At 71.9% G+C, this 21,060-nt stretch carries 19 protein-coding genes; 12 read left to right on the forward strand and 7 right to left on the reverse strand.

Going from position 1 to position 21,060, the window contains the following annotated elements:
- Positions 1 to 109: 109 nt before the first annotated feature.
- Positions 110 to 1,639: an MFS transporter gene (locus ABTY04_RS33455; protein WP_352217195.1), complete on the reverse strand. Its 1,530-nt coding sequence runs from the start codon at positions 1,637 to 1,639 to the stop codon at positions 110 to 112.
- 89 nt (positions 1,640 to 1,728) lie between these two features.
- Between ABTY04_RS33455 and ABTY04_RS33460 the strand changes: the two genes are divergently transcribed.
- The gene (locus tag ABTY04_RS33460; protein WP_352217196.1) at positions 1,729 to 2,316 is read left to right on the forward strand and encodes a TetR/AcrR family transcriptional regulator; all 588 of its coding nucleotides are present in this window, start codon (positions 1,729 to 1,731) and stop codon (positions 2,314 to 2,316) included.
- A 46-nt stretch (positions 2,317 to 2,362) separates the two neighbouring features.
- Here the strand turns inward: ABTY04_RS33460 and ABTY04_RS33465 are convergent, their stop codons facing one another.
- The gene (locus ABTY04_RS33465; RefSeq protein WP_352217197.1) at positions 2,363 to 3,811 is read right to left on the reverse strand and encodes a PucR family transcriptional regulator; all 1,449 of its coding nucleotides are present in this window, start codon (positions 3,809 to 3,811) and stop codon (positions 2,363 to 2,365) included.
- A 200-nt stretch (positions 3,812 to 4,011) separates the two neighbouring features.
- Here ABTY04_RS33465 and ABTY04_RS33470 point away from each other — a divergent pair, with 200 nt between their 5' ends.
- On the forward strand, positions 4,012 to 4,938 hold the full coding sequence (locus ABTY04_RS33470; RefSeq protein ID WP_352217198.1) for a proline dehydrogenase family protein: 927 nt from the start codon (positions 4,012 to 4,014) through the stop codon (positions 4,936 to 4,938).
- Positions 4,939 to 4,958: 20 nt separating this feature from the next.
- Complete coding sequence (gene pruA, locus ABTY04_RS33475) at positions 4,959 to 6,590, forward strand: L-glutamate gamma-semialdehyde dehydrogenase (protein WP_352217199.1); 1,632 nt, start codon at positions 4,959 to 4,961, stop codon at positions 6,588 to 6,590.
- Here the strand turns inward: pruA and ABTY04_RS33480 are convergent.
- Positions 6,572 to 7,594, reverse strand: a complete 1,023-nt coding sequence (locus ABTY04_RS33480; protein WP_352217200.1) for a quinone oxidoreductase family protein — start codon at positions 7,592 to 7,594, stop codon at positions 6,572 to 6,574. The two genes, pruA and ABTY04_RS33480, sit on opposite strands and share 19 nt — an antisense overlap.
- Positions 7,595 to 7,682: 88 nt before the next feature.
- Here ABTY04_RS33480 and ABTY04_RS33485 point away from each other — a divergent pair, with 88 nt between their 5' ends.
- Positions 7,683 to 8,138, forward strand: coding sequence for a MarR family winged helix-turn-helix transcriptional regulator (locus tag ABTY04_RS33485; RefSeq protein WP_352217201.1), 456 nt, complete (start codon positions 7,683 to 7,685; stop codon positions 8,136 to 8,138).
- 11 nt (positions 8,139 to 8,149) lie between these two features.
- Here ABTY04_RS33485 and ABTY04_RS33490 read toward each other — a convergent pair whose 3' ends face one another.
- Positions 8,150 to 8,851, reverse strand: a complete 702-nt coding sequence (locus ABTY04_RS33490) for a nitroreductase family protein (protein ID WP_352217202.1) — start codon at positions 8,849 to 8,851, stop codon at positions 8,150 to 8,152.
- An 87-nt stretch (positions 8,852 to 8,938) separates the two neighbouring features.
- Here ABTY04_RS33490 and ABTY04_RS33495 point away from each other — a divergent pair, with 87 nt between their 5' ends.
- Both ABTY04_RS33495 and ABTY04_RS33500 read left to right on the forward strand, forming a co-directional pair.
- Positions 8,939 to 9,646, forward strand: coding sequence for a tyrosine-protein phosphatase (locus tag ABTY04_RS33495; protein WP_352217203.1), 708 nt, complete (start codon positions 8,939 to 8,941; stop codon positions 9,644 to 9,646).
- Positions 9,643 to 9,924, forward strand: a complete 282-nt coding sequence (locus tag ABTY04_RS33500; RefSeq protein WP_352217204.1) for a hypothetical protein — start codon at positions 9,643 to 9,645, stop codon at positions 9,922 to 9,924. The genes ABTY04_RS33495 and ABTY04_RS33500 overlap by 4 nt, the downstream gene beginning before the upstream one ends.
- Here the strand turns inward: ABTY04_RS33500 and ABTY04_RS33505 are convergent.
- Both ABTY04_RS33505 and ABTY04_RS33510 read right to left on the reverse strand, forming a co-directional pair.
- Entirely contained in the window at positions 9,876 to 11,906 is a 2,031-nt protein-coding gene (locus ABTY04_RS33505; protein WP_352217205.1) for a phosphocholine-specific phospholipase C, read from the reverse strand. The genes ABTY04_RS33500 and ABTY04_RS33505 overlap by 49 nt on opposite strands.
- A 119-nt stretch (positions 11,907 to 12,025) precedes the next feature.
- Positions 12,026 to 13,042 (reverse strand): NADP-dependent oxidoreductase, encoded by a 1,017-nt coding sequence (locus ABTY04_RS33510; RefSeq protein ID WP_352217206.1) that lies wholly within the window; start codon positions 13,040 to 13,042, stop codon positions 12,026 to 12,028.
- A gap of 101 nt (positions 13,043 to 13,143) precedes the next feature.
- Here ABTY04_RS33510 and ABTY04_RS33515 point away from each other — a divergent pair, with 101 nt between their 5' ends.
- The 4 genes from ABTY04_RS33515 (at position 13,144) to ABTY04_RS33530 (ending at position 16,868) form a co-directional block, all read left to right on the forward strand.
- Complete coding sequence (locus tag ABTY04_RS33515) at positions 13,144 to 14,040, forward strand: LysR family transcriptional regulator (RefSeq protein ID WP_352217207.1); 897 nt, start codon at positions 13,144 to 13,146, stop codon at positions 14,038 to 14,040.
- A 261-nt stretch (positions 14,041 to 14,301) separates the two neighbouring features.
- Positions 14,302 to 14,430 carry a hypothetical protein gene (locus tag ABTY04_RS33520; protein WP_352217208.1) on the forward strand — a complete coding sequence of 43 codons (129 nt, stop codon included), beginning with the start codon at positions 14,302 to 14,304 and terminating at the stop codon, positions 14,428 to 14,430.
- A gap of 80 nt (positions 14,431 to 14,510) precedes the next feature.
- Entirely contained in the window at positions 14,511 to 15,551 is a 1,041-nt protein-coding gene (locus tag ABTY04_RS33525; RefSeq protein ID WP_352217209.1) for a 3-isopropylmalate dehydrogenase, read from the forward strand.
- 231 nt (positions 15,552 to 15,782) lie between these two features.
- Positions 15,783 to 16,868: a branched-chain amino acid aminotransferase gene (locus ABTY04_RS33530; protein ID WP_352217210.1), complete on the forward strand. Its 1,086-nt coding sequence runs from the start codon at positions 15,783 to 15,785 to the stop codon at positions 16,866 to 16,868.
- A gap of 82 nt (positions 16,869 to 16,950) precedes the next feature.
- Here ABTY04_RS33530 and ABTY04_RS33535 read toward each other — a convergent pair whose 3' ends face one another.
- A complete protein-coding gene (locus ABTY04_RS33535; protein WP_352217211.1) occupies positions 16,951 to 18,381 on the reverse strand; it encodes a cytosine permease in 1,431 nt (476 codons plus the stop codon).
- A 156-nt stretch (positions 18,382 to 18,537) separates the two neighbouring features.
- Here ABTY04_RS33535 and ureA point away from each other — a divergent pair, with 156 nt between their 5' ends.
- Complete coding sequence (ureA, locus tag ABTY04_RS33540) at positions 18,538 to 19,326, forward strand: urease subunit gamma (protein WP_352217212.1); 789 nt, start codon at positions 18,538 to 18,540, stop codon at positions 19,324 to 19,326.
- Positions 19,323 to 21,056, forward strand: coding sequence for an urease subunit alpha (locus ABTY04_RS33545; protein WP_352217213.1), 1,734 nt, complete (start codon positions 19,323 to 19,325; stop codon positions 21,054 to 21,056). The genes ureA and ABTY04_RS33545 overlap by 4 nt, the downstream gene beginning before the upstream one ends.
- Positions 21,057 to 21,060: the final 4 nt, after the last annotated feature.

Below are 21,060 nucleotides of genomic sequence, written 5' to 3' on the forward strand. Positions count from 1 at the left end.
GTAGCGGGCGGCAGCCGACCGGCGGCCGCCCGGCAGTACACGAAGGGCCCGGGGAACTCCCCGGGCCCTTCCTCGTGTTCCGCCGCTGCTCCGTTCGGCCGTACGGGGATCAGCCCGCGAGGGCCTGGGCCGGCTCGGCATCCCCGGCCGGGGCCGGGGCGGGGAGCCCTCGCATCAGGGCCACCGCGAGGACGCCGCCCGCCAGCAGCAGGACCGCACCGCCCCATGCCGCGTACTGCATGCCGTGCACGAAGGCCTCTCGGGCCAGGGCCAGCAGCTGCTCGCCGGCGCTGCCGCCGAGCTGGTGGGCCGTGGCGACGGCGCCGCCCAGGGTCTCCTGTACGGCGGGCTCCGCACCCGACAGGTCGGAGCGGTAGACGGCGGTGCCGAGGCTGCCGAGGACGGCCATGCCCAGCGCCCCGCCGAACTCCGAGCCGGTCTCCAGCAGGGAGGCGGCGGAACCGGCCTTCTCGGCGGGAGTCGAGGCGAGGGCCATGTCGGAGACCAGGGACATCACGGTGACCAGGCCGGAGGCCAGCACGCCGGCGCCGGTCAGCAGCAGCCACAGGGAGTCGCCGCCGACCAGGCTGATCAGGGCGAAGCCGGCGGCGGCGAGGACGAAGCCGGCGGCGATGACGTACGCCCGGTCGGTCTTCTGCGCCAGGGCCGCGCTGACCGGTGCGGCGGCGCCGATGACGAGGGAGGGGGCGAGGCTCCACAGGGCGGCCTCCAGCGTGCCCATGCCGAGCACCGACTGCAGGTACTGGGTGGTGAAGTAGGCCGATCCCATCATGGCGAAGGCGGCGATGGTGTTGAGGGCGATCCCCGCGCCGAATCCGCGGCCCCGGAAGAGGCTCCGGCTGACCATGGCGTCGTCACGGGTGCGCTGGCGGCGGACGAAGACGAAGCCGAAGGCGAGGCCGACGGCCACGGAGGCGGCGTAGAGCGGTTCGAGGCCCTCGGCGGCGATCTCCTTGAGGCCGTACACGACCGGGAGCACGGCGGCCGTCGACAGCGGGACGCTCAGCAGGTCGAAGCGGCCGGGGGCCGGGTCCTGGAACTCCGGGACGAGCACGGGGACGAGGATCAGCAGGAGCAGCATCGCGGGCACGTTGATCAGGAAGACCGAACCCCACCAGAAGTGGTTCAGCATCAGGCCGCTCAGCACCGAGCCGAGGGCGATGCCGCCGGTCATGGCCCCGGACCAGATGGCGATGGCCTGGCCGCGCTGCCTGTCGTCCTGGAAGAGGTTGCGTACGAGCGCCAGCGTGGAGGGCATCAGGGTCGCGCCGCCGACGCCGAGCAGCACGCGGGCAGCGATCAGCATTTCGGCACTGGTGGCGTAGGCGGCGCCGACGGAGGCGAGCCCGAAGGCGGCCGCTCCGAGCAGCAGCAGCTTGCGGCGGCCGATCCGGTCGCCGAGCGAACCCATGGTGATGAGCAGCCCCGCGAGGGCGAAGGCGTAGCTGTCGAAGATCCAGAGCTGCTGGGTGGCGCTCGGGTCGAGCTCCTGGGTGATGGCGGGGATGGCGAAGTAGAGGACGGAGACGTCCATGGAGACCAGGAGCAGGGGCAGCAGGAGGACGGTGAAGGCGGTCCATTCCCGGCGGCCGGCGAGACGTGCTGCTGAGTTCGTCATGAGCAGCAATGTACAAGCGTCATAAACGCTTGTCTAGTACGGATGTGTAGGACCGTTGTCTGTGACGGCCGTCTTGGTACGGTGAGGGCATGGGACACCGTGAAGATCTGCTCGAAGGCGCCAAGAAGTGCCTGGTCGAGAAGGGGTTCGTGCGGACGACAGCGCGCGACATCGTCAATGCCTCCGGCGCGAACCTGGCGTCGATCGGCTACCACTACGGCTCGAAGGACGCCCTGCTGACGCAGGCTTACACCGAACTCGCGCAGGAGTGGGGCGACTCCTTCTCCCCGGAGGTCACCGGCGAGGGTGGCTCGCTGGAACGCTTCCGCTCCGTGTTCGAAGGCGTGATGGAACGCCAGGAGGAGTCGGCCCCGATGTGGGCGGCCAGCATGGAGGTCGCGCTCAGCCGTGACCGGCTCCCGGAGTTGCGGGCGATGCTGACGGCCTCGCGGGGGGAGGGCCGCAGGGGGCTCGTCGCCCTGCTCGCGGGCATTCCCGAGGACGACCTCGACGAGCGGGACGAGCGGACGCTCGGCGCGCTATACGAAACCCTGCTGACCGGCGTGATGGCGCAGTGGCTGTTCGACCCGGAAGGCGCGCTCACCGCGGAGGAGTTGACGGAGGGCATGCGGCGCGTGGCGGAGATGATGGTGAAGGGCGGCGGCGCCCCCGCCTGAGCCGCGGGCGCCGTCGTCCGCGTACGGGGCGCGCCGGCGCTCCCGTTCAGCCCTTCAGGCGGGCCGCCTTGAGGGCCATGTGGAGCAACAGCCGGTCCTCGCCCTCGTCCAGGTCCAGGCCGGTCAGCTGCTCCACCCGGGAGAGCCGGTAGTACAGGGTCTGGCGGTGGATGCCCAGGGCCGCCGCCGCGCGCCCCGCCTGGCCCGCGCAGTCCAGGAACAGCTCGGCGGTACGGGCGAGTTCCCGGTGCGCGGGGCCGAGCAGGACCCGGGTCGCCGGGTCGTCCGCCAGGCCGGCGGCGGCGAGCGCGGCCAGCATCCGGTACGGACCGATCGCCGACCACCGGGCCACCGGGCCGAACCGGGGCTGGGCCGCGGCCGCCTGCGCCGCAGCGGATGCCTCCACCCAGGCGTCGGCCAGGGCGGCCACCCCCCGGCGGGGCTCCGCGATCCCGGCGGTCGGCCCCGTGTGCGGCCGCGCGGCCGTGACCCCGGCAGCAGCCGGCGCGTTCGGGGAGTGCCCCGGAACACGGCCGTCCGCCGCCGGGCGGCCCGGCTGCGCCCGGATCTCGCCCCTGGCCGGCGCGTTGCCGTGGCTCAGCAGCCGGGTCGCGACGCCCACGGCGGGGACGAGCACCTCCGCCGAGCGGAGTCTGACCAGTACGGCGAGTGCCTGGCCGGCCTTCCGGTCCGCCCGGTCCCCGGCCTCGGCGGCGGGCCCGGCCTCGGCCCCCGGTCCGGTCCTGGAGCCCGCCGTGGAACCGGATCCGGAAGGGGATCCGGCAGCGGAGCCGGACCCGGTGGCCGACCCGGCTTCGGACGCGGGACCCGCACCGGCCCGGCGGGCCGGCCCGCCCTCGTTCCCGAGCCCCGGCCAGGGGACGGTGCACACCGCCGCCGCGCCCGGTACCGACGCCGGGGCCTCGCCGGCCCACGGCGTCACGCACACCACCGCGTGCAGCCCGTCCGCCCCCGGGCCCAGCACTCCCCGGAGTGCGACCGCCGCCGTGTCCTGCGCGCCCCGCCCGGCCGTGAGCACCGCCCGGAACTCCCGCGACAGGTCGGCCCCGGCCTTCGCCTCCTCGGCGAGCAGGATCCCGATCCGTTCGGCCACCTCCATGGCCGCCGCCAGGACGTCCGGCCCGGGGCCCGGCTCCTGGTCGAGGAGCCACACGTAGCCCTGGACGATCCCCCGGTAGCGCACCGGCAGGCAGATCCGGCCCCGGAAGACCCCCGCGTCCGGCGCCGCCGGGATCCGTACCGGCCCGGTGGCCCGTGCGATCCCGAAGGCCTCGAACCAGGCCCGGACGGCCGCCGTCGACTGCCGGGTCAGGATCGAGCTGGTGCGCACCGGGTCCAGGACGAGTTCGCCGCCGTCGCCGTCGCTGTCGTGCGCGCCGAAGGCAATGAGGCGGAAATCCCGGTTCTCCAGCGTCGCCGGGGCACCGAGAAGCGCCGAGATCTCATCGACCAGGTCCTGGTAATCGCCCTTCACCCGGACATTCTCCCACCCGGAAACCCGGTCTTCAGACAGATGTATGAGATTGGGTACAGGGATGCGTGACAGCTGTCGATGGCAGAGGATCAAAGCGATCCTTAGGTTTCACGGTGGTTTTACTCGCGTTTTCCCGTGCGTCCCCCGCCCACCCCCGCGGAGGCCGTCCGCTTGCTTCTGCCACCTGTTGGAGGTGCCCCGTGCTGGGTCCCGCGATCCTCGCCGCTTCACGCAGCGACAAGATGCGCCGAATCGTCTCTGCCGCCCCCGTGACCAAGCCCGTGGTGACCCGCTTCATCCCCGGCGAGACGGTCGACCAGGTCATCCCGATCGTCAAGGACCTCACGCGGAAGGGCCTCGAAATCACGCTCGACGTGGTCGGCGAGGACATCACCACCGTGGAACAGTCCCACGCCGCGCGCGACGCCTACCTCGAACTCATCGAGCACCTGGCGGGCCTGGAGCTGGGCGAGACGGTCGAGATGTCCGTCAAGCTGTCGATGTTCGGCCAGGCGTTGGAGGGCGGCCACGAGCTCGCGCTCGCCAACGTCCGCCCGGTCGTCGAGGCCGCCGCGGCCATCGGCACCACCGTCACGCTGGACGCCGAGGACCACACCACCCTCGACTCGATGTTCGCCATCCACGAGGAGCTGCGGCGGGACTTCCCGCAGACCGGCTGCGTGATCCAGGCGTACCTCTTCCGCACCGAGGCCGACGCCCGCCGCCTGGCCGCCGCCGGCAGCCGCGTCCGGATCGTGAAGGGCGCGTACAAGGAGCCCGCCGAGGTCGCGTACCAGGACAAGGCGGAGATCGACAAGGCGTACGTCCGCATCCTGAAGACGCTGATGGAGGGCGAGGGCTACCCGATGATCGGGTCGCACGACCCGCGCCTGATCGCCATCGCCCAGGAGCTCGCCCGCACGGCCGGGCGCAAGCTGGACGAGTACGAGTTCCAGATGCTGTACGGCATCCGCAGCGAGGAGCACCTGCGGCTCGCCGCCGAGGGCCACCGCATGCGCGTCTACACCGCGTACGGGACGGACTGGTACGGCTACTTCATGCGGCGCCTCGCCGAGAAGCCGGCCAACCTCCTGTTCTTCCTCCGCTCGATGATCACCAAGAACTAGGTCAAGGAGTTACCAGACCCATGGATGCTGTGACCCAGGTCCCCGCCCCGGTCAACGAGCCGGTCCACTCGTACGCCCCGGGCAGCGCCGAGCGCGCGCGTCTCGAAGCGCAGCTCAAGCAGCTGTCCGAGAACCCGATCGACCTGCCGATGACGATCAACGGCGTCAAGCGCATGGGCGGGGGCGAGCGCTTCGACGTGGTCCAGCCGCACGACCACAAGTCCGTGCTCGGCACCTACGCCAACGCCACGCAGGCCGATGCCCAGGAGGCCGTCGACGCCGCCCTGGCCGCCGCCCCGGCCTGGCGCGCGATGTCGTTCGACGACCGCGCCGCGATCATCCTGCGCGCCGCCGAGCTGCTGTCCGGCCCGTGGCGCGAGAAGCTGGCCGCCTCCACCATGCTGGGCCAGTCGAAGACCGCGCAGCAGGCCGAGATCGACACCCCGTGCGAGCTCGTCGACTTCTGGCGCTTCAACGTCCACTTCGCCCGCCAGATCCTGGCCGAGCAGCCGGTGGCGAACTCCGCCGGTGTGTGGAACCGCAGCGACCACCGCCCGCTCGAGGGCTTCGTCTACGCGATCACGCCGTTCAACTTCACGGCCATCGCCGGCAACCTGCCGACCGCCCCCGCCCTGATGGGCAACGTGGTCGTCTGGAAGCCGTCCCCGACGCAGACCCACTCCGCGGTCCTCCTGATGGAGCTTCTGGAGGAGGCCGGCCTGCCGAAGGGCGTCATCAACCTGGTGACGGGCGACGGCATCGCCGTGTCCGAGGTGGCCCTGAACCACCCCGAACTGGCCGGCATCCATTTCACCGGCTCGACCAAGACCTTCCAGTACCTGTGGAAGACGGTCGGCAACAACATCGAGAAGTACCGCTCCTACCCGCGCCTGGTCGGCGAGACCGGCGGCAAGGACTTCGTCGTCGCGCACCCCTCGGCGGACCGCGCGATCCTGAAGACCGCCCTGACCCGCGGCTCCTTCGAGTTCCAGGGCCAGAAGTGCTCGGCGTCCTCCCGCGCCTACGTCCCGGCCTCGATCTGGAACGACGGCTTCAAGGAGGCCTTCGCGGCCGAGGTCGACGGCATCACCATGGGTGACGTCCGCGACCTGACCAACTTCATCGGCGCCGTCATCGACGAGCGCTCGTTCGCGAAGAACAAGGCCGCGATCGACCGGGCCAAGGCCGACCCGACCTGCACGATCATCGCGGGCGGCACGTACGACGACTCGGAGGGCTACTTCGTCCGCCCGACCGTCATCGCCTGCACGGACCCGGAGAACGAGGTCTTCACGACCGAGTACTTCGGCCCGATCCTGGCCGTCCACGTCTACGAGGACGCCGACTTCGACGCGATGCTCGCGCAGATGGAGTCCGTCTCGGCGTACGCGCTGACCGGTTCGATCATCGCCGCCGACCGCTACGCGGCCGCGGACGCGATGCAGAAGCTCCGCTTCGCAGCGGGCAACTTCTACATCAACGACAAGTCGACCGGCGCCGTCGTCGGTCAGCAGCCCTTCGGCGGCGGCCGGGCCTCGGGCACCAACGACAAGGCCGGTGCCGCCAGCAACCTGACCCGCTGGGTGTCGACCCGCTCCATCAAGGAGACGCTGGTTCCGCCGACCGAGTACGGCTACCCGCACATGGGCTGACACCGGCCCCAGCGACCCCGCCCCCGTTCCGGTACCCCCAAGTCCGGATCGGGGGCGGTTCCAGTGGACCCCGGGCCTCGGGGGACCAGGACCACCTTGCCGAGGTTGCGCCGCTCCTCGACGAGCCGGTGCGCGCGGGCCGCCTCGGCCAGCGGGATCTCCTCGTGCACGGCCGGGCGCAGCGTTCCCTCCGCGTACGCCTCCCACAGCGCCCGCCGCCAGCTCTCGTACACCTCGGGCCGGCCCTGCGCGATCGCCCGGATCTGGAAGCCGGTCACCGAGGCGCCGCGCACCAGCAGTTCGTACGCCTCCACCGTGCCGCCGCCGGAGCCGTACGCCACCAGCCGCCCTTCCGTGGCCAGGGCCCGGACGGCCGGGCCGAGCAGCTCGCCGCCGACGCCGTCGAGCACCACGTCGTAGGGGTCGCCCCAGGATGCGGGGTCCTCGTACAGCACCACGTCGTCGGCGCCGAGACCGCGCACGAAGTCCGCCTTGTCCGGGCTGGACACGGCGGCCACCACCCGGCCGGTCGTGCCCGCCCGGGCCAGCTGCAGCGCCAGACTGCCGACCCCGCTCGCGGCGGCCGTGACCAGGACCGACTCCCCGGACCGGACCCGCCCGGCCTCCCACGCGCCGCGGGCGACGAGCCCGCTGCGCATGAGCGCGACCGCGTCCACCGAGGTGGCTCCGCCGGGCACGCGGGAGGCCATGGCGGTGTGCAGGACGGCGTACTCGGCGTAGCCGTGGCCGAAGCACAGCCCGGTGACGCGCTCCCCGACGGCGAAGCCCGTCACTCCCTCGCCGAGCGCGGTCACCGTCCCGGCGACCTCCCCGCCCAGCGCGATCGGCTCGGAGGCCTCCCGCACCTTGCGGACGACGGGCAGCGTGACCCCGACGGCCTCGGCCCGCACGAGCAGCTCCCCGGGCCCGGGTGCGGGCACGGGCACCTCCTCGGCGAACAGCACCTCGGGCCCGCCGGGGACGGCGTAACGGATGCGCAGCACAGGGCCTCCCGGACCATGTGGGATTCATTGGGAGTCCCAACGATATGGGAGATCGTGGGGAATGCCAATGAATTGCTAGGCTGGGCCCATGACGCCGGCCCTCGCACACATCCAGTCCCTGCCGAGCTGGCTCGCCGGCCGGGTCGCGGCCCGCGGCCGCAGCCTGGTCGCCGAGGCGCTCGCCGCGGAGGGGCTGAAGCTCGCCCACCACGCGGTACTGGCGGCGACCGCCGACTACGGCCCGGTGGCCCAGGCCGACCTCGGCCGCCGCCTCGGCATCGACCCCAAGGACCTGGTCGGCCTCCTGAACCACCTGGGAGGCGCCGGCCTCGTCCTGCGCGCCCCGGACCCGGCGGACCGCCGCAAGAACGCGATCACCCTCACCCCGGCGGGCACGGCCGCCCTCACCCGCTGCGCGGCCCTGGCCGAAACGGCCAACGCGGAGTTCCTCGCCCCGCTGACCCCGGCGGAGCAGGGCACCCTGACGGCCCTGCTGACCCGCGTCCGCGAGGCGGCGGAGGCCTCCGGGGGGTCCGAGGCCTGACGCCCCTGGTGTCAGACCTCGACCATGACCTGGTCGAGTGTTTTGCGCAGCAGGTCCGGGACCTCGCAGTCGTCGGCGGGGTAGCCGACCGGGATGACCGCGAAGGCCTTCTCGTTCTCCGGGCGGTGCAGGACGTGGGAGAGGAAGCGCATCGGGCTCGGCGTGTGGATCAGGGCCGAGAGGCCGCCGAGGTGGAGGGCGGTCAGGAGCATGCCGACGGCGATGCCGACCGATTCGTCGACGTAGTAGTGCTTGCGCTTGGTGCCGTCCGGGCCGAGCCAGTAGCGCTGCTGGAACACCACGATCAGGCCCGGGGCGTCGGTGAGATGGGTCTTCACGGCATCCGTCCCCAGGGGGCGCAGGGCGGCGAGCCACTCGTCGCCGAGGCGGCCGTCGTAGGAGAGCAGCTCCTCCTGCTCGGCGGCGTCGCGGATCTGTCGGCGCACGGCCTGGTCCTTGACCAGTACGAAGGTCCACGGCTGCTGGTGGGCCCCCGACGGCGCGGTCGCGGCGCACGCGATGGCGTCCCGGATGACCTGCTCCGGAACGGGGTCGGGGGAGAACCGGCGGACGGTCCGCCGCTCGCCCATGCGCGCCCGCAACTCCGCGGAGCGCGCGAGCGATTCCCCGCTCGGCATCCGCTCCGGCCGGTAGGTGACGGGGCGATACGGCTCGCCATGGGTCGGGGTCCACTGCTGCGTCTCGGGCGACATGGACAGATCTTCACGCCGGGAACCGTGCGGGACCAGGGCCGCGTCATGACCCACTGTCCGTTGTGTACTGACAGGGGGGCTATGCGCATGGCGACCACCGGTCGATTCCTGGAGTGGGACGGCTGCTTCAACGTGCGGGATCTGGGGGGCGTGGGGCGGGTCGCGCCGGGGGCCGCGGTCCGCGCCGACCGGCTCGACGCGCTCACCGCGCACGGCTGGACCAGCTTGACCCGGCACGGCATCCGGACCGTCGTCGACCTGCGCAACGACGACGAGGCCGCGGTGGACCACTCCGCGCGGCCGGCCGGGCTGACCACGCTGCGGATCCCCCTCGACGGGATCGAGCACCGGGACTTCTGGGACGTCTGGTGGGGCACTCCGGGTTTCGGAACCCCCGCGTATTTCCGGCCTTTCCTGGAACGGTTCCCGGATCGCGTGGGCGCCGTCGCCCGTGCGATCGCCGATGCCCCGCCCGGGGGAGTGGCGTTCCACTGCGGACTGGGCCGCGACCGTACGGGGATCATCGCGCTGGTCCTGCTCAGGCTGGCCGGTGCAGACCCGGAGGAGATCGCCGCCGACCACGGGCTGAGCGAACCCAGGGTGCGGGCGATGTACGCCGCGCAGGGCCGTCCGTACGACTCCGCCGGGATCGAGGAGTACACGGCGGGCCTGGGCGCCACCGTCCACGAGCTCGCCCGCTCCACCGCGGCCTGGCTGAAGCCGCAGGAGTATCTGCGGGCGGCAGGCCTGAGCTGCGCGGACCTCGCCCGGCTGCGCGGCAGACTGGAGGCATGAGCGACACCCGCGCCCGTCTCGCCCACACCTCGCAGCTCGGCGCGGACGTCCTCGGCGAGGTACGCGCCCTGCCCGATGAGGCCTTCGACGGGGAGTTCTCGGACGAGGACTTCGAGCACGCCCCCGGCGGCGACGTACCTGTGGGTGCCCGGCGGCGGGGTCCTGCCGGACCCCGCCGCTGGGGCTGTGGTTCGACTGGCGCAACGGAGACGTGCTGTGACCGCCGGTGCTACGAGCCGCTGATGCTGGGCGCGCCCGTCTCGATGTGCCCCGTGTAGCGGCGCGACCAGGTGCCGTCGTTGTCCGCGAGGATCGTGAAGTCGTACCAGCCCTTGTTGTAGGCGACCGCGTTGAAGTAGTCCTCGCGCGAGGAGTTCGCCGGGACGGTGTACGTCCACGGGCCGTCCGAGCGGTAGGCGTTCGAGCGGATCGTGAACGTGACGGGCGCGGCCGACGTGTTCGTCATCTTGAACCAGATCGCCGTCTTGCCCGTGCCCGGCTCCACCGCGAAGCGGGCCGCCACCTCGATCGCCTTGCCCGCCTTCGAGGCGTCGCCGATGAACCGGCGCAGGAACCGGTTCGGCCCGTACATCGAGATGTCGTACTTCCCGGAGCCGCTGCCGAGCCCGATGCTGAACCAGTCCGTCGACGTCGCGCCCGGGTCGACCGTGTACTGCCAGGCCGTCGTGTCCCGGTACTGGTGCGGGTGGATCGAGAAGTGCGCCGCCCGCTTCGCCTGCGCCCCCTGGTTGGTCATCGAGAACCAGGCCAGGATCTGGCCGGCCGCGCCGAACTCGAAGCGGTCCAGATTGCCGTTCACCTGGTACGGAAGGGCCCGCGCCGGGCGCGTACCGGCCTCCTGCGCCGGGAGCGCGTTGTCCTGCGGCGCCGGGTTGGGCAGCGGGCCGCAGGTCGACTGGCCGATGACCTTCGCGGTCGAGGGCAGCCCGGACGGCACCCCGTACACCGGGTGGGCGAAGTCGAAGACGCCCGTCAGGTCGCCCACCACCCTGCGGCGCCAGGCGCTGATGTTCGGGCAGGCCGCCGGGGTGCCGAGGGCCGCCGTCCAGGTCTCCATGAAGCGGAGCACGGAGGTGTGGTCGAAGACCTCCGAGCTCACCCAGCCGCCGCGCGTCCACGGGGACATGACCAGCATCGGCACGCGGAATCCGAGGCCCACCGGGATGCCGTCGATGTACTCGTCCGGGGTGCCGGGCGGGGCGACCGGCGGCGGGACGTGGTCGAAGAAGCCGTCGTTCTCGTCGTAGTTCAGGAAGAGGACGGTGGAGTCGAAGACCTCGGGGTTCGCGGCCAGCGCCCGGTAGACCAGGTCCACGAAGTGCGCGCCGTCGCCGGGCGGGGCGTACGGGTGCTCCGAGAAGGCCTCGTTCGCCACGACCCAGGAGACCTGGGGCAGGGTGCCGGCGACCACGTCCGCCCGGATGGCGGCCGCGATGTCGTCGGGGGTGGAGCCGGTGACCTTCGGGACGGAGCCCATGCCGCGGTCCCACAGCGGGTTGCCGGGCGCCGCGTCCGTGAACTTCTTGAAGTAGGCCAGGCCGTTGTCCCCGTAGTTGTCCTGGGCGTTCTGGTAGACCTTCCAGCTCATGCCCGCCCGCTGGAGGGCCTCCGCGTACGTCTCCCAGGTCAGCCCGGACTCGTCGCCGCCGTCCTTGCTGCCCGCGTCGACCTTGCCGCTCCACAGGAAGGTGCGGTTGGGGCCGGTCGCGCTCAGCGTGGAGCAGAAGTAGGCGTCGCAGACGGTGTAGTTGTCGGCGAGCCCGTAGTGGAACGGTATGTCGCCGCGGTCCAGGTAGCCGAGGGTGCGGGTGTTGCCGACCCCCATCACCCAGTTGTCCATCCGGCCCTTGTTCCAGGCTGCGTGCTGCGAGGTCCAGCTGTGCGGGAGGTCGCCGTTGCACTGGGCGAGGGTCTCGCCGTCCACCCCGCCGGCCGCCGGGGTGGCGGACAGCTTCCACGGGTACTGGCGGCCGCCCCAGTTGGGCTGGTTGAACGTGCTCCAGCCGCCCGGGATGTTGCCGGCGGCACGGTCGCCGAAGCCGCGGACACCCTTCAGCCTGCCGAAGTAGTGGTCGAAGCTGCGGTTCTCCTGCATCAGGATCACCACGTGCTTCACGTCGGTGATCGTGCCGCCCGCGGCGGCCGCGGCCGCCGACGTCGGCGCGATCGCCGGCAGGGCGGCCCCGGCCATCAGCCCGGCGCCGATTCCCACGAAACCTCTGCGGCTGATCGGTGTCACTGGCTACTCGCCTCCAACTCACGTGCCCCGCTGGCACATTGACGGAAAGAGTGGCGGGCGCCGGGCCAAAGGTCTACATCCGTGCGGCAAGAACTCGGTGAACATCCGGTTGGCCGGAATCAGTCCCCGAGACGGACGAGCATCTTGCCCAGATTGTCCCCCCGGAGCATGCCGAGGAAGGCATCCACCGTGTGATCTATTCCCTGGACAACGGTGGTGTCCGTGCCCACACGGCCGCTGCGCAGATGGGGGACCAGGAAGTCTTCCAGCTCATCCTGCAGATTGGTGTGATTGCGAACCAATACCCCTTCCAGGCGCAGCGACTTGTGGACGACCTCGAAGAGGTTGCGGGGTGCCGCCGGCGAGCGGTCCCCGTTGTACATCGAGATCCCGCCGACCCAGGCGATCCGCCCGTACTCGCGCAGCACGTCGATGGCGCCCGCCAGGTGGTCCCCGCCCACGTTGTCCACGTACACGTCGATGCCGTCGGGTGCGGCCTGCGCGAGCTGCTCGCCGACCGGCCCGTCGTGGTAGTCGAACGCCGCGTCGAAGCCGAGCACGCCGGTGAGGTGGCGGACCTTCGCCGCCGAGCCCGCGCTGCCGATGATCCGGCGGGCGCCCAGCAGCCGGGCGATGTGGCCGGTCGCGGTGCCGACCCCGCCGGCGGCGGCGGAGACGAACAGGTCCTCGCCCTCGCGCAGGGCCGCGGTCCGGGTCAGTGCGGCGTACGCGGTCAGGCCGGTCCCGCCGAGGATGCTCAGGTACGCCTCCAGTGGGACGCCCTGATGGCCGCGCAGCTTCCGGGCGCCGTTCACGCCGAGCGCGACGAGGGCGTGGGTGCGCCAGCCCTCGCGGTGGAAGACCAGGTCGCCCTCGCGCAGCCCCGGGTCGCGGGAGGCGAGCACCTGGCCCACCGAGCGGCCCTCCAGCGGGGTGTTCAGATCGAAGCCGCCCTCGTCGCCGTCCATCAGCCCGCGGTGGTACGGGTCCACCGAGAGCAGCAGGTTCTCCACCAGGGCGGTGCCCGGAGCGGGGGAGGGGACCGGGGTCTCGACGCAAGCGAAGTCCGTCGCGGCGGGGAAGCCGGTGGGGCGGGCGATCTGGTGGACGGTGTGAGCGGTGTGGTTCGTGGTCATGGCGAGGACGTTAGGAAGGAATCAACGGCGCGGGCAGAGGGTTGCGTTCATGGAAGCCGCACATCCATGAACACCGCTCATAGAACGAGGTGGAAGCGCCCATGGCGGGAAGCAGTGCCGAGCTCGCTCCGCACGAACTCCGGATCCTGGTCGCCGTCGCCGAGACCGGCGGCTTCTCCGCCGCGGCCGCCCGGCTCGGCCTCACCCAGTCGGCCGTGTCGCACTCCGTGCGCGGCAGCGAGGCCAAGGTCGGCGCGGTGCTCTTCGACCGCGGGCGCACCGGGGCCTCGCCCACCCCGGCGGGGGAGCGGGCCGTCGGCCTCGCCCGCCGGATCCTGCGCTTGTACGAGGTCCTCGGCGCCGAAGCGCGCGCCGCCGGCCGGGACAGGGCGGCCGACGGGGTGCTGCGCATCGCGGCATTCCGCAGCGCGGCCCTGCACCTGCTGCCCCCGGCCCTGGAACGGCTCAAAGCCCGCCACCCCGGCCTCCGCCCCGAGGTACGGGTGGTGCGCGAGCTCGGCGCCGGCACGGCCGGGGAGGTGGCCGCCGGCCGCGCCGACCTCGGCATCGCCACGCTGAACGCGACCGGGCCCGTACCGGAGGGCGGTGCGGCGGGCCTGCTGACCGGGGTGCTCCGGGAGGAGGCGTACGCGCTGGTCCACCCGGCCGGACACCCGGACCCGAAGACACTGCCCCTGCTCGACTGGGACGAGAACTGCGGCTCGTACACCCGCGACTGGTGGCGGGCCCAGAACTGGATCCCGAGCGCCACCGTCAAGGCGGAGGACGACGGGATGGTGCTCACCATGGTCGGGCGCGGGCTCGGCATGGCGATCCTGCCCGAGCTGTCGCTCCGCGAGGCCACGGAGGCCGTCGACATCACCGGACTGGGCCCTTCGGGGCCGGTGAGACGCGTGGGATACGTCACCACGCCGGAATTGGCCGCCACCTTCGGCGTAAGGGCTCTGATCAGGGAACTTCGCTCCGAGGCAGGCTGAAACGGATGCCCTGGAGAGGGGCTTTCAGAGGGTTGGCTGTCTCAGATAGTAGGAAGCCCGAGTAATTGCGGAGACATACAACCGGAGCTGCCCTAGCTTTGTAGAAGCCGAACGTCTCGCTGATCCGGCGAATGGCGGTCGAGAGCGCGCGCCCTTTGGCAGGCAACCCCTGCGGCGCACTGCTCCCCGCCTCTTCCGGCGCCTTGAAGGAACCCCTCATCCGTGGCCCCGCCACGCCGTGATCTCAAGGAGTCGATCACCATGACCCCCACCACCGCACCCCGCCGCGTCCGCCAGGCCTCCTCCGCCGACGCCGACCGCAAGAACGCCGCCGCCGCGCTGCAGCGCGCCCTGGACCGGCGGGACAACGGCGGCTCGACCGGCCACTGAGCGCCCGGTCCGGGGACATCTTGCGTCCACATGGTGGACGCAAGATGTCTGAGGGCTGGGACAGGGAGTACGGTTCCGACATGTCGACCAGCATCAATCTCGCAGTGATCCCCGGTGATGGCATCGGCCAGGAAGTCGTGGCTCAGGGCCTCAAGGTCCTTACCGCGGTCCTGCCCCAGGATGTGAAGCTGGAGACCAAGGAGTACGACCTCGGCGCCAAGCGCTGGCACCGCACCGGTGAGACCCTCCCGGACGCGGAGCTGGAGGCCCTCAAGCACCACGACGCGATCCTGCTGGGCGCCATCGGCGACCCGTCGGTTCCGTCGGGCGTCCTGGAGCGCGGCCTGCTGCTGAAGCTCCGCTTCGCCTTCGACCACTTCATCAACCTGCGTCCGTCGAAGCTCTTCCCCAACACGGCCACCCCGCTCGCCGGCCGTCCGGACATCGACTTCGTCGTGGTCCGCGAGGGCACCGAAGGCCCCTACACCGGCAACGGCGGCAGCCTGCGCACCGGCACCCCCGCCGAGGTGGCCACCGAGGTCAGCATCAACACCGCGTACGGCGTGGAGCGCGTCGTCCGTGACGCGTACGAGCGGGCCAACTCCCGGCCGCGCAAGAAGCTGACGCTGGTCCACAAGAACAACGTCCTCGTGTACGCGGGCCACATGTGGAAGAACATCTTCGACAAGGTCGGCCAGGAGTACCCCGAAGTCACCACCGACTACCTGCACGTCGACGCCGCGACGATCTTCTTCGTCACCCAGCCCGAGCGCTTCGACGTCATCGTCACGGACAACCTCTTCGGTGACATCCTCACCGACCTGGCCGCCGCCGTGACCGGCGGAATCGGCCTCGCCGCCTCCGGGAACATCAACCCGACCGGCGCCTTCCCGTCCATGTTCGAGCCCGTCCACGGCTCGGCCCCGGACATCGCGGGCACCGGCAAGGCCGACCCGACCGCCACGATCCTTTCCGTTGCCCTCCTGCTGCGCCACCTCGGCCACGAGGACCAGGCCGTCCGCATCGAGGACGCGGTCTCCGCCGACCTGGCGGAGCGCGACGGCACCTTCCGCACCACCGACCAGATCGGCGACGCGCTCGCCGCTCGGGTAGCCGGCTGACCCGGCAGCTCCACCTCAGGAAGCCGCCGGGTCGCGCGATCAACGCACCCGGCGGCTTTTCCTGTGCGGCCCCGGGTGCCACCATCTCCCCTGGGCCGCATTACCCCGCTTCACCGAAGGCACCTTGCGCGCGATAATCGAACGCGAGACCGCGGAATGCGGGGAAGCTCGGACGTCCTGGTACGCCGTGAGCGCGGTCCGCCATACACAACCGGTGAAGGACAAGCACTCATGACGACGCCCACGATCGAGCTCAAGCCCTCCTCGAACCCGCTGTCCGATGCGGAGCGCGAAGCGATCCTGGCCAGCCCCGGCTTCGGCCGCCACTTCACCGACCACATGGTGACGATCAAGTGGACCGAGGGCCGCGGCTGGCACGACGCCGAGCTGGTCCCGTACGCGCCGCTGTCGATGGACCCGGCGAACATGACCCTGCACTACGCGCAGACGATCTTCGAGGGCCTCAAGGCCTACCGCCAGCCCGACGGAACCGTCGCCTCCTTCCGCCCGCAGGCCAACGCCGAGCGGTTCCAGGCCTCCGCCCGCCGCATGGCGATGCCGGAGCTGCCGGCCGAGCTCTTCATCGAGGCCTGCGACGCGCTCATCAAGCAGGACAGCGCCTGGGTGCCCTCGTCCGGCGAAGCCTCCCTGTACCTGCGGCCGTTCATGTTCGCGTCCGAGGTCGGCCTGGGCGTCCGCCCGGCCAACGAGTTCCTCTTCATGGTCATCGCCTCGCCCGCTGGCGCGTACTTCCCCGGCGGCGTCAAGCCCGTCTCGGTCTGGCTCTCCGAGGAGTACGTCCGCGCCGTCAAGGGCGGTACGGGCGCGGCCAAGACCGGCGGCAACTACGCGGCTTCCCTCGTCGCCCAGGCGCAGGCCGCCGAGCACGGCTGCGACCAGGTGGTCTGGCTCGACGCCGTCGAGCACCGCTGGATCGAGGAGATGGGCGGCATGAACCTGTACTTCGTGTACGGCGACCGCATCGTCACCCCGGAGCTGACCGGCTCGCTCCTGCCGGGCATCACCCGCGACTCGCTCCTCACCATCGCCCGCGACCTCGGCTACACCGCCGAGGAGGGACGTATCTCCACCGAGGACTGGAAGCGCGACAACGAGAACGGCACCCTGACCGAGGTGTTCGCCTGCGGCACCGCCGCGGTCATCACCCCGGTCGGCTCGGTGAAGTCCGACCGCGCCAACTGGACCCAGGGCAGCGGCGAGCCCGGCGAGGTCACCATGAAGCTCCGCAAGGCGCTGCTGGACCTCCAGACCGGCCACACCGCCGACACCCACGGCTGGATGCACCCGCTCGGCTAGTCCGCATCCGCGGCCCGCGGCCCGCACACGCACGAAGCCCGCTCCCGGATCCGGGAGCGGGCTTCGTGCGTACGGGGCACGGTCAGACGGCGGCCGGCTCCTCGGCGGGGGCGGCGGGAGCGGGGACCGGGGCGGGGGAGCGCCCGGCGGTGAGGGCCGTGTAGAGCAGGCCGCCCGCCAGGCCGGAGAGGACGAAGGAGCAGTCCACTCCGCCGGTCAGGGCGAGCAGCGGGCCCTCGTAGAACGGGGTGGTCACGGCGAGCAGCCCGACGCCGGCGCCGACGGCCCAGGAGAGCGTCGCGGCCACGTTCCAGCCTCCGCGGTACCAGTAGATCCCGCCCACCGAGCGGCGGTTGAAGACCTGGAGGGCGTCGGCGTCGTACTGCCCGCGGCAGCGGACGTAGCCGGTCAGGGTGATGACGGCCCACGGGGTGCCGATCGCGGTCAGCAGCAGGACGAACGAGGTCATCGCGGACTGCACGTCCCACTCGAAGGAGCCGATGAAGACGAAGCCGGTGGCGATGCCTGCGGCGACCAGCGTGGCCTTGGCCCGGGTGGCCTTGGGCACGATGGCGTCGAGGTCGAGGCCCATGGAGTAGAGCATCAGCCCGGCGTTGCCCACCGAGCCGGCCGCGGCGGCGGCGAGCAGCGGAAGCAGGTACCAGAACGGCGCGGCCTCGACGAGGGGCCCGGCGTAGTCGGCGCCGGCCTTGGCGGCGAGGGCGGTGTAGGTGCCGAACAGCTGCGGTATCAGCAGGCCGATCAGCAGGCCGAGACCGGTGGCCCAGAACACCTTGCGGGAGCTGTGCCGGCTCGGGGAGATGTAGCGGGTGTAGTCGCCGAGCAGGGTGATGAAGGCGACGGGGCCGCTGAGCCCGGCGGCGACGGCGGCGAGCAGCCAGGTCGGCCAGAAGGAGCCGAGCAGGTACGGGGTCTGCGGCGGCGCGGCGGTGGTGAGGCCGGGGGCGTAGGCGTACAGGCCGACGGCGAGCAGGACCACCATGCCGATGGACAGGATCTTGCTCATGCGCAGCAGCAGCCGGTAGCCGAAGACGGCCCCGACCACGGTGAAGGCGGCCAGTACGCCGTACATCGCGGCCCGCGTGACACCGGTGTCCGGCAGACCGACGAGCCGGGACAGGGTGGCGGCCATCACGTCGCCGCCGATCCACAGGGTGAGCGCCGTGTAGCCGAGGGCGAGCAGCAGGCCGACGACGGAGCCGACGAGCCGGCCGCGGACGCCGAACTGGGCGCCGCTGGAGGTGGAGAGGTTGGTCGCCGTGCGCAGCGACACCAGCGCCAGCGGCGCGGTGAAGGCGATGCCGACCAGCGTGCCGGTCACGATGGCCGTGACCGAGGGCCACAGGCCCAGTCCGAACGACGGGGGCAGCCAGCCGAAGACGATCACGCCGAGGCAGAGGTTGGAGCCGAGCAGGATCGAGATCAGGTCACGGGGACCGCTCGTCCGCTCCTCCTCGGGGATGGTGTCGACTCCGCGCTGTTCGATGGGCATGTGGGGACTCCCTTGGCAGGGCGGGGGGTGGTTCGCATTTGTTTGAGCGGCACTCAATGTGGCCCAAGCCCATGTCTCAGGTCAATGCTTCATTGCAGAGAAATGAAGAGTTAGAGTGATGCTCTAACCCATCGACTTCAAAGGTGGTGGATCGGCGTGCGGCTGACCCCTACGGAGCGCGACCGGCTGCTGCTGCGCAGCGCCGCGGAACTGGCCAGGGCCCGCAGGGCCCGCGGACTCCGGCTCAACGTCCCGGAGGCCACCGCGCTCATCGCGGACACGGTCTGCGAGGCCGCGCGCGACGGCAAGCGGCTGGCGGAGGCCATCGAGGAGGCCCGCAGCGTGCTGGGCCCCGACGACGTGCTGCCCGGCGTCGCCGACGTGGTCACCGAGGTGCACGTGGAGGCGGTCTTCGACGACGGCTCCCGCCTCGCGGTGGTCTCGGCACCGATCCGGGGCGCGGTGTCGCTCGGCGAGGACGCCCCGGGAGCGGTCGTACCCGGCCCCGGCGCCCCCCAGCCGGAGCCGGCGCTGCACCTGCGCGTGCGCAACACGGCCTCCGTGCCGGTGAGCGTCACGTCTCACTTCCACTTCTTCGAGGCGAACCCCCGCCTCGACTTCGACCGCGCCGCGGCCTACGGCATGCGGCTGTGCGTGCCCGCGGGCTCGTCCGTACGGTTCGACCCCGGCGGGGAAGCCGAGGTCGGCCTGGTCCCCATCGGCGGGGACCGGATCGCCGTCGGCTTCGCCGGGCTGGTGGACGGCCCGCTGGACGCGCCCGGCGCCAGATCGCTCGCGCTGGAGAGGGCGGCGGCATGCGGGTACCTGGGCGCGGACGCGGACCAGGAAGCAGGCCAAGGCGAGGGCCGGGGCGAGGACCTGGGCACCGGCGGCCCGGCCGGCCGGGACCCCGGCACCGATCACGCGGACGGAGACCAGGCGTGAGCAAGCAGATCAGGCACAGCGACCACTGTGCGCCGGGCAGCCGGCACATCGACCCCCGCGAGTACGCCTCCGTCTTCGGCCCCCGCGCCGGCGACCGGGTGCGGCTCGGCGACTCCGGGCTCACCGTCCGGGTCGAGCACGACGCCCAGAAGCCGGGCGACGAGTTCCTGGCCGGCTTCGGCAAGACCGCCCGCGACGGCCTGCACCTGAAGGCCGCCGCCGTCCGCGAGACCTGCGACGTCGTCATCAGCAACGTCCTCGTCATCGACGCCGTCCTCGGCATCCGCAAGGTCTCCGTCGGCATCCGCGAGGGCCGGATCCACGCGATCGGCCGGGCCGGCAACCCGGACACCCTCGACGGGGTGGACGTCGTCGTCGGCACCGGTACGAGCATCGTCTCCGGCGAGGGCCTGATCGCCACCGCCGGCGCCGTCGACACCCACGTCCACCTGCTCTCCCCGCGCGTCATGGAGGCCTCGCTCGCCGCGGGTGTCACCACGATCATCGGCCAGGAGTTCGGCCCGGTCTGGGGCGTCGGCGTCAACTCCCCGTGGGCGCTGAAGCACGCCTTCAACGCCTTCGACGCCTGGCCCGTCAACATCGGGTTCCTGGCGCGCGGCTCCTCCTCGGACGCCGCCCCGCTGGTCGAGGCGCTGGCCGAGGGAGGCGCGTCCGGCTTCAAGGTCCACGAGGACATGGGCGCGCACACCCGCGCCCTGGACACCGCCCTGCGGGTGGCCGAGGAGCACGACGTGCAGGTCGCCCTGCACAGCGACGGCCTCAACGAGTGCCTCTCCGTCGAGGACACCCTGCGCGTCCTGGACGGGCGGACCATCCACGCCTTCCACATCGAGGGCTGCGGCGGCGGACACGTCCCCAACGTGCTCAAGATGGCCGGCGTGCCGAACGTCATCGGCTCCTCCACCAACCCCACGCTGCCCTTCGGCCGGGACGCGGTCGCCGAGCACTACGGCATGATCGTCTCCGTCCACGACCTCAAGCCGGACCTGCCCGGCGACGCCGCCATGGCCCGCGACCGGATCCGCGCCGGGACGATGGGTGCCGAGGACGTCCTGCACGACCTGGGCGCCATCGGCATCACCTCCTCCGACGCCCAGGGCATGGGCCGCGCCGGCGAGACCGTCCGCCGCACCTTCGCCATGGCTGCAAAGATGAAGGGCGAGCTCGGCCCGCTGGCCGGCGACGGCGAGGGCGACGACAACGCCCGCGTCCTGCGCTACATGGCCAAGCTGACCATCAACCCGGCCATCGCCCACGGCCTGGCCCACGAGATCGGCTCCATCGAGGTCGGCAAGCTCGCCGACATCGTGCTGTGGCGCCCCCAGTTCTTCGGCGCCAAACCGCAACTGGTCCTCAAGTCCGGCTTCCCGGCGTACGGGGTCACCGGCGACCCCAACGCCGCCACGGACACCTGCGAACCCCTGGTCCTCGGCCCGCAGTTCGGCTCGTACGGGGCCACCGCCGCCGACATCTCCGTGGCCTTCGTCTCGGCCGCCGCGGCGGCCCTGGGCGGCGACGCGATGCCGACCCGCCGCCGCCGGGTCGCCGTCCGCGGCACCCGCGGCATCGGCCCGGCGGACCTCCTCCTCAACTCCCGGGTGGGCGCGGTCGATGTGGACGCGCACAGCGGTCTCGTCACCCTCGACGGCGACCCGCTGCGCTCCGAAGCGGCCGATTCGGTCTCCCTCAACCGCCTGTACTTCCTGTGAACCA

This window comes from Streptomyces sp. NPDC097981 (genome assembly GCF_040302565.1).
GTDB lineage: Bacteria > Actinomycetota > Actinomycetes > Streptomycetales > Streptomycetaceae > Streptomyces.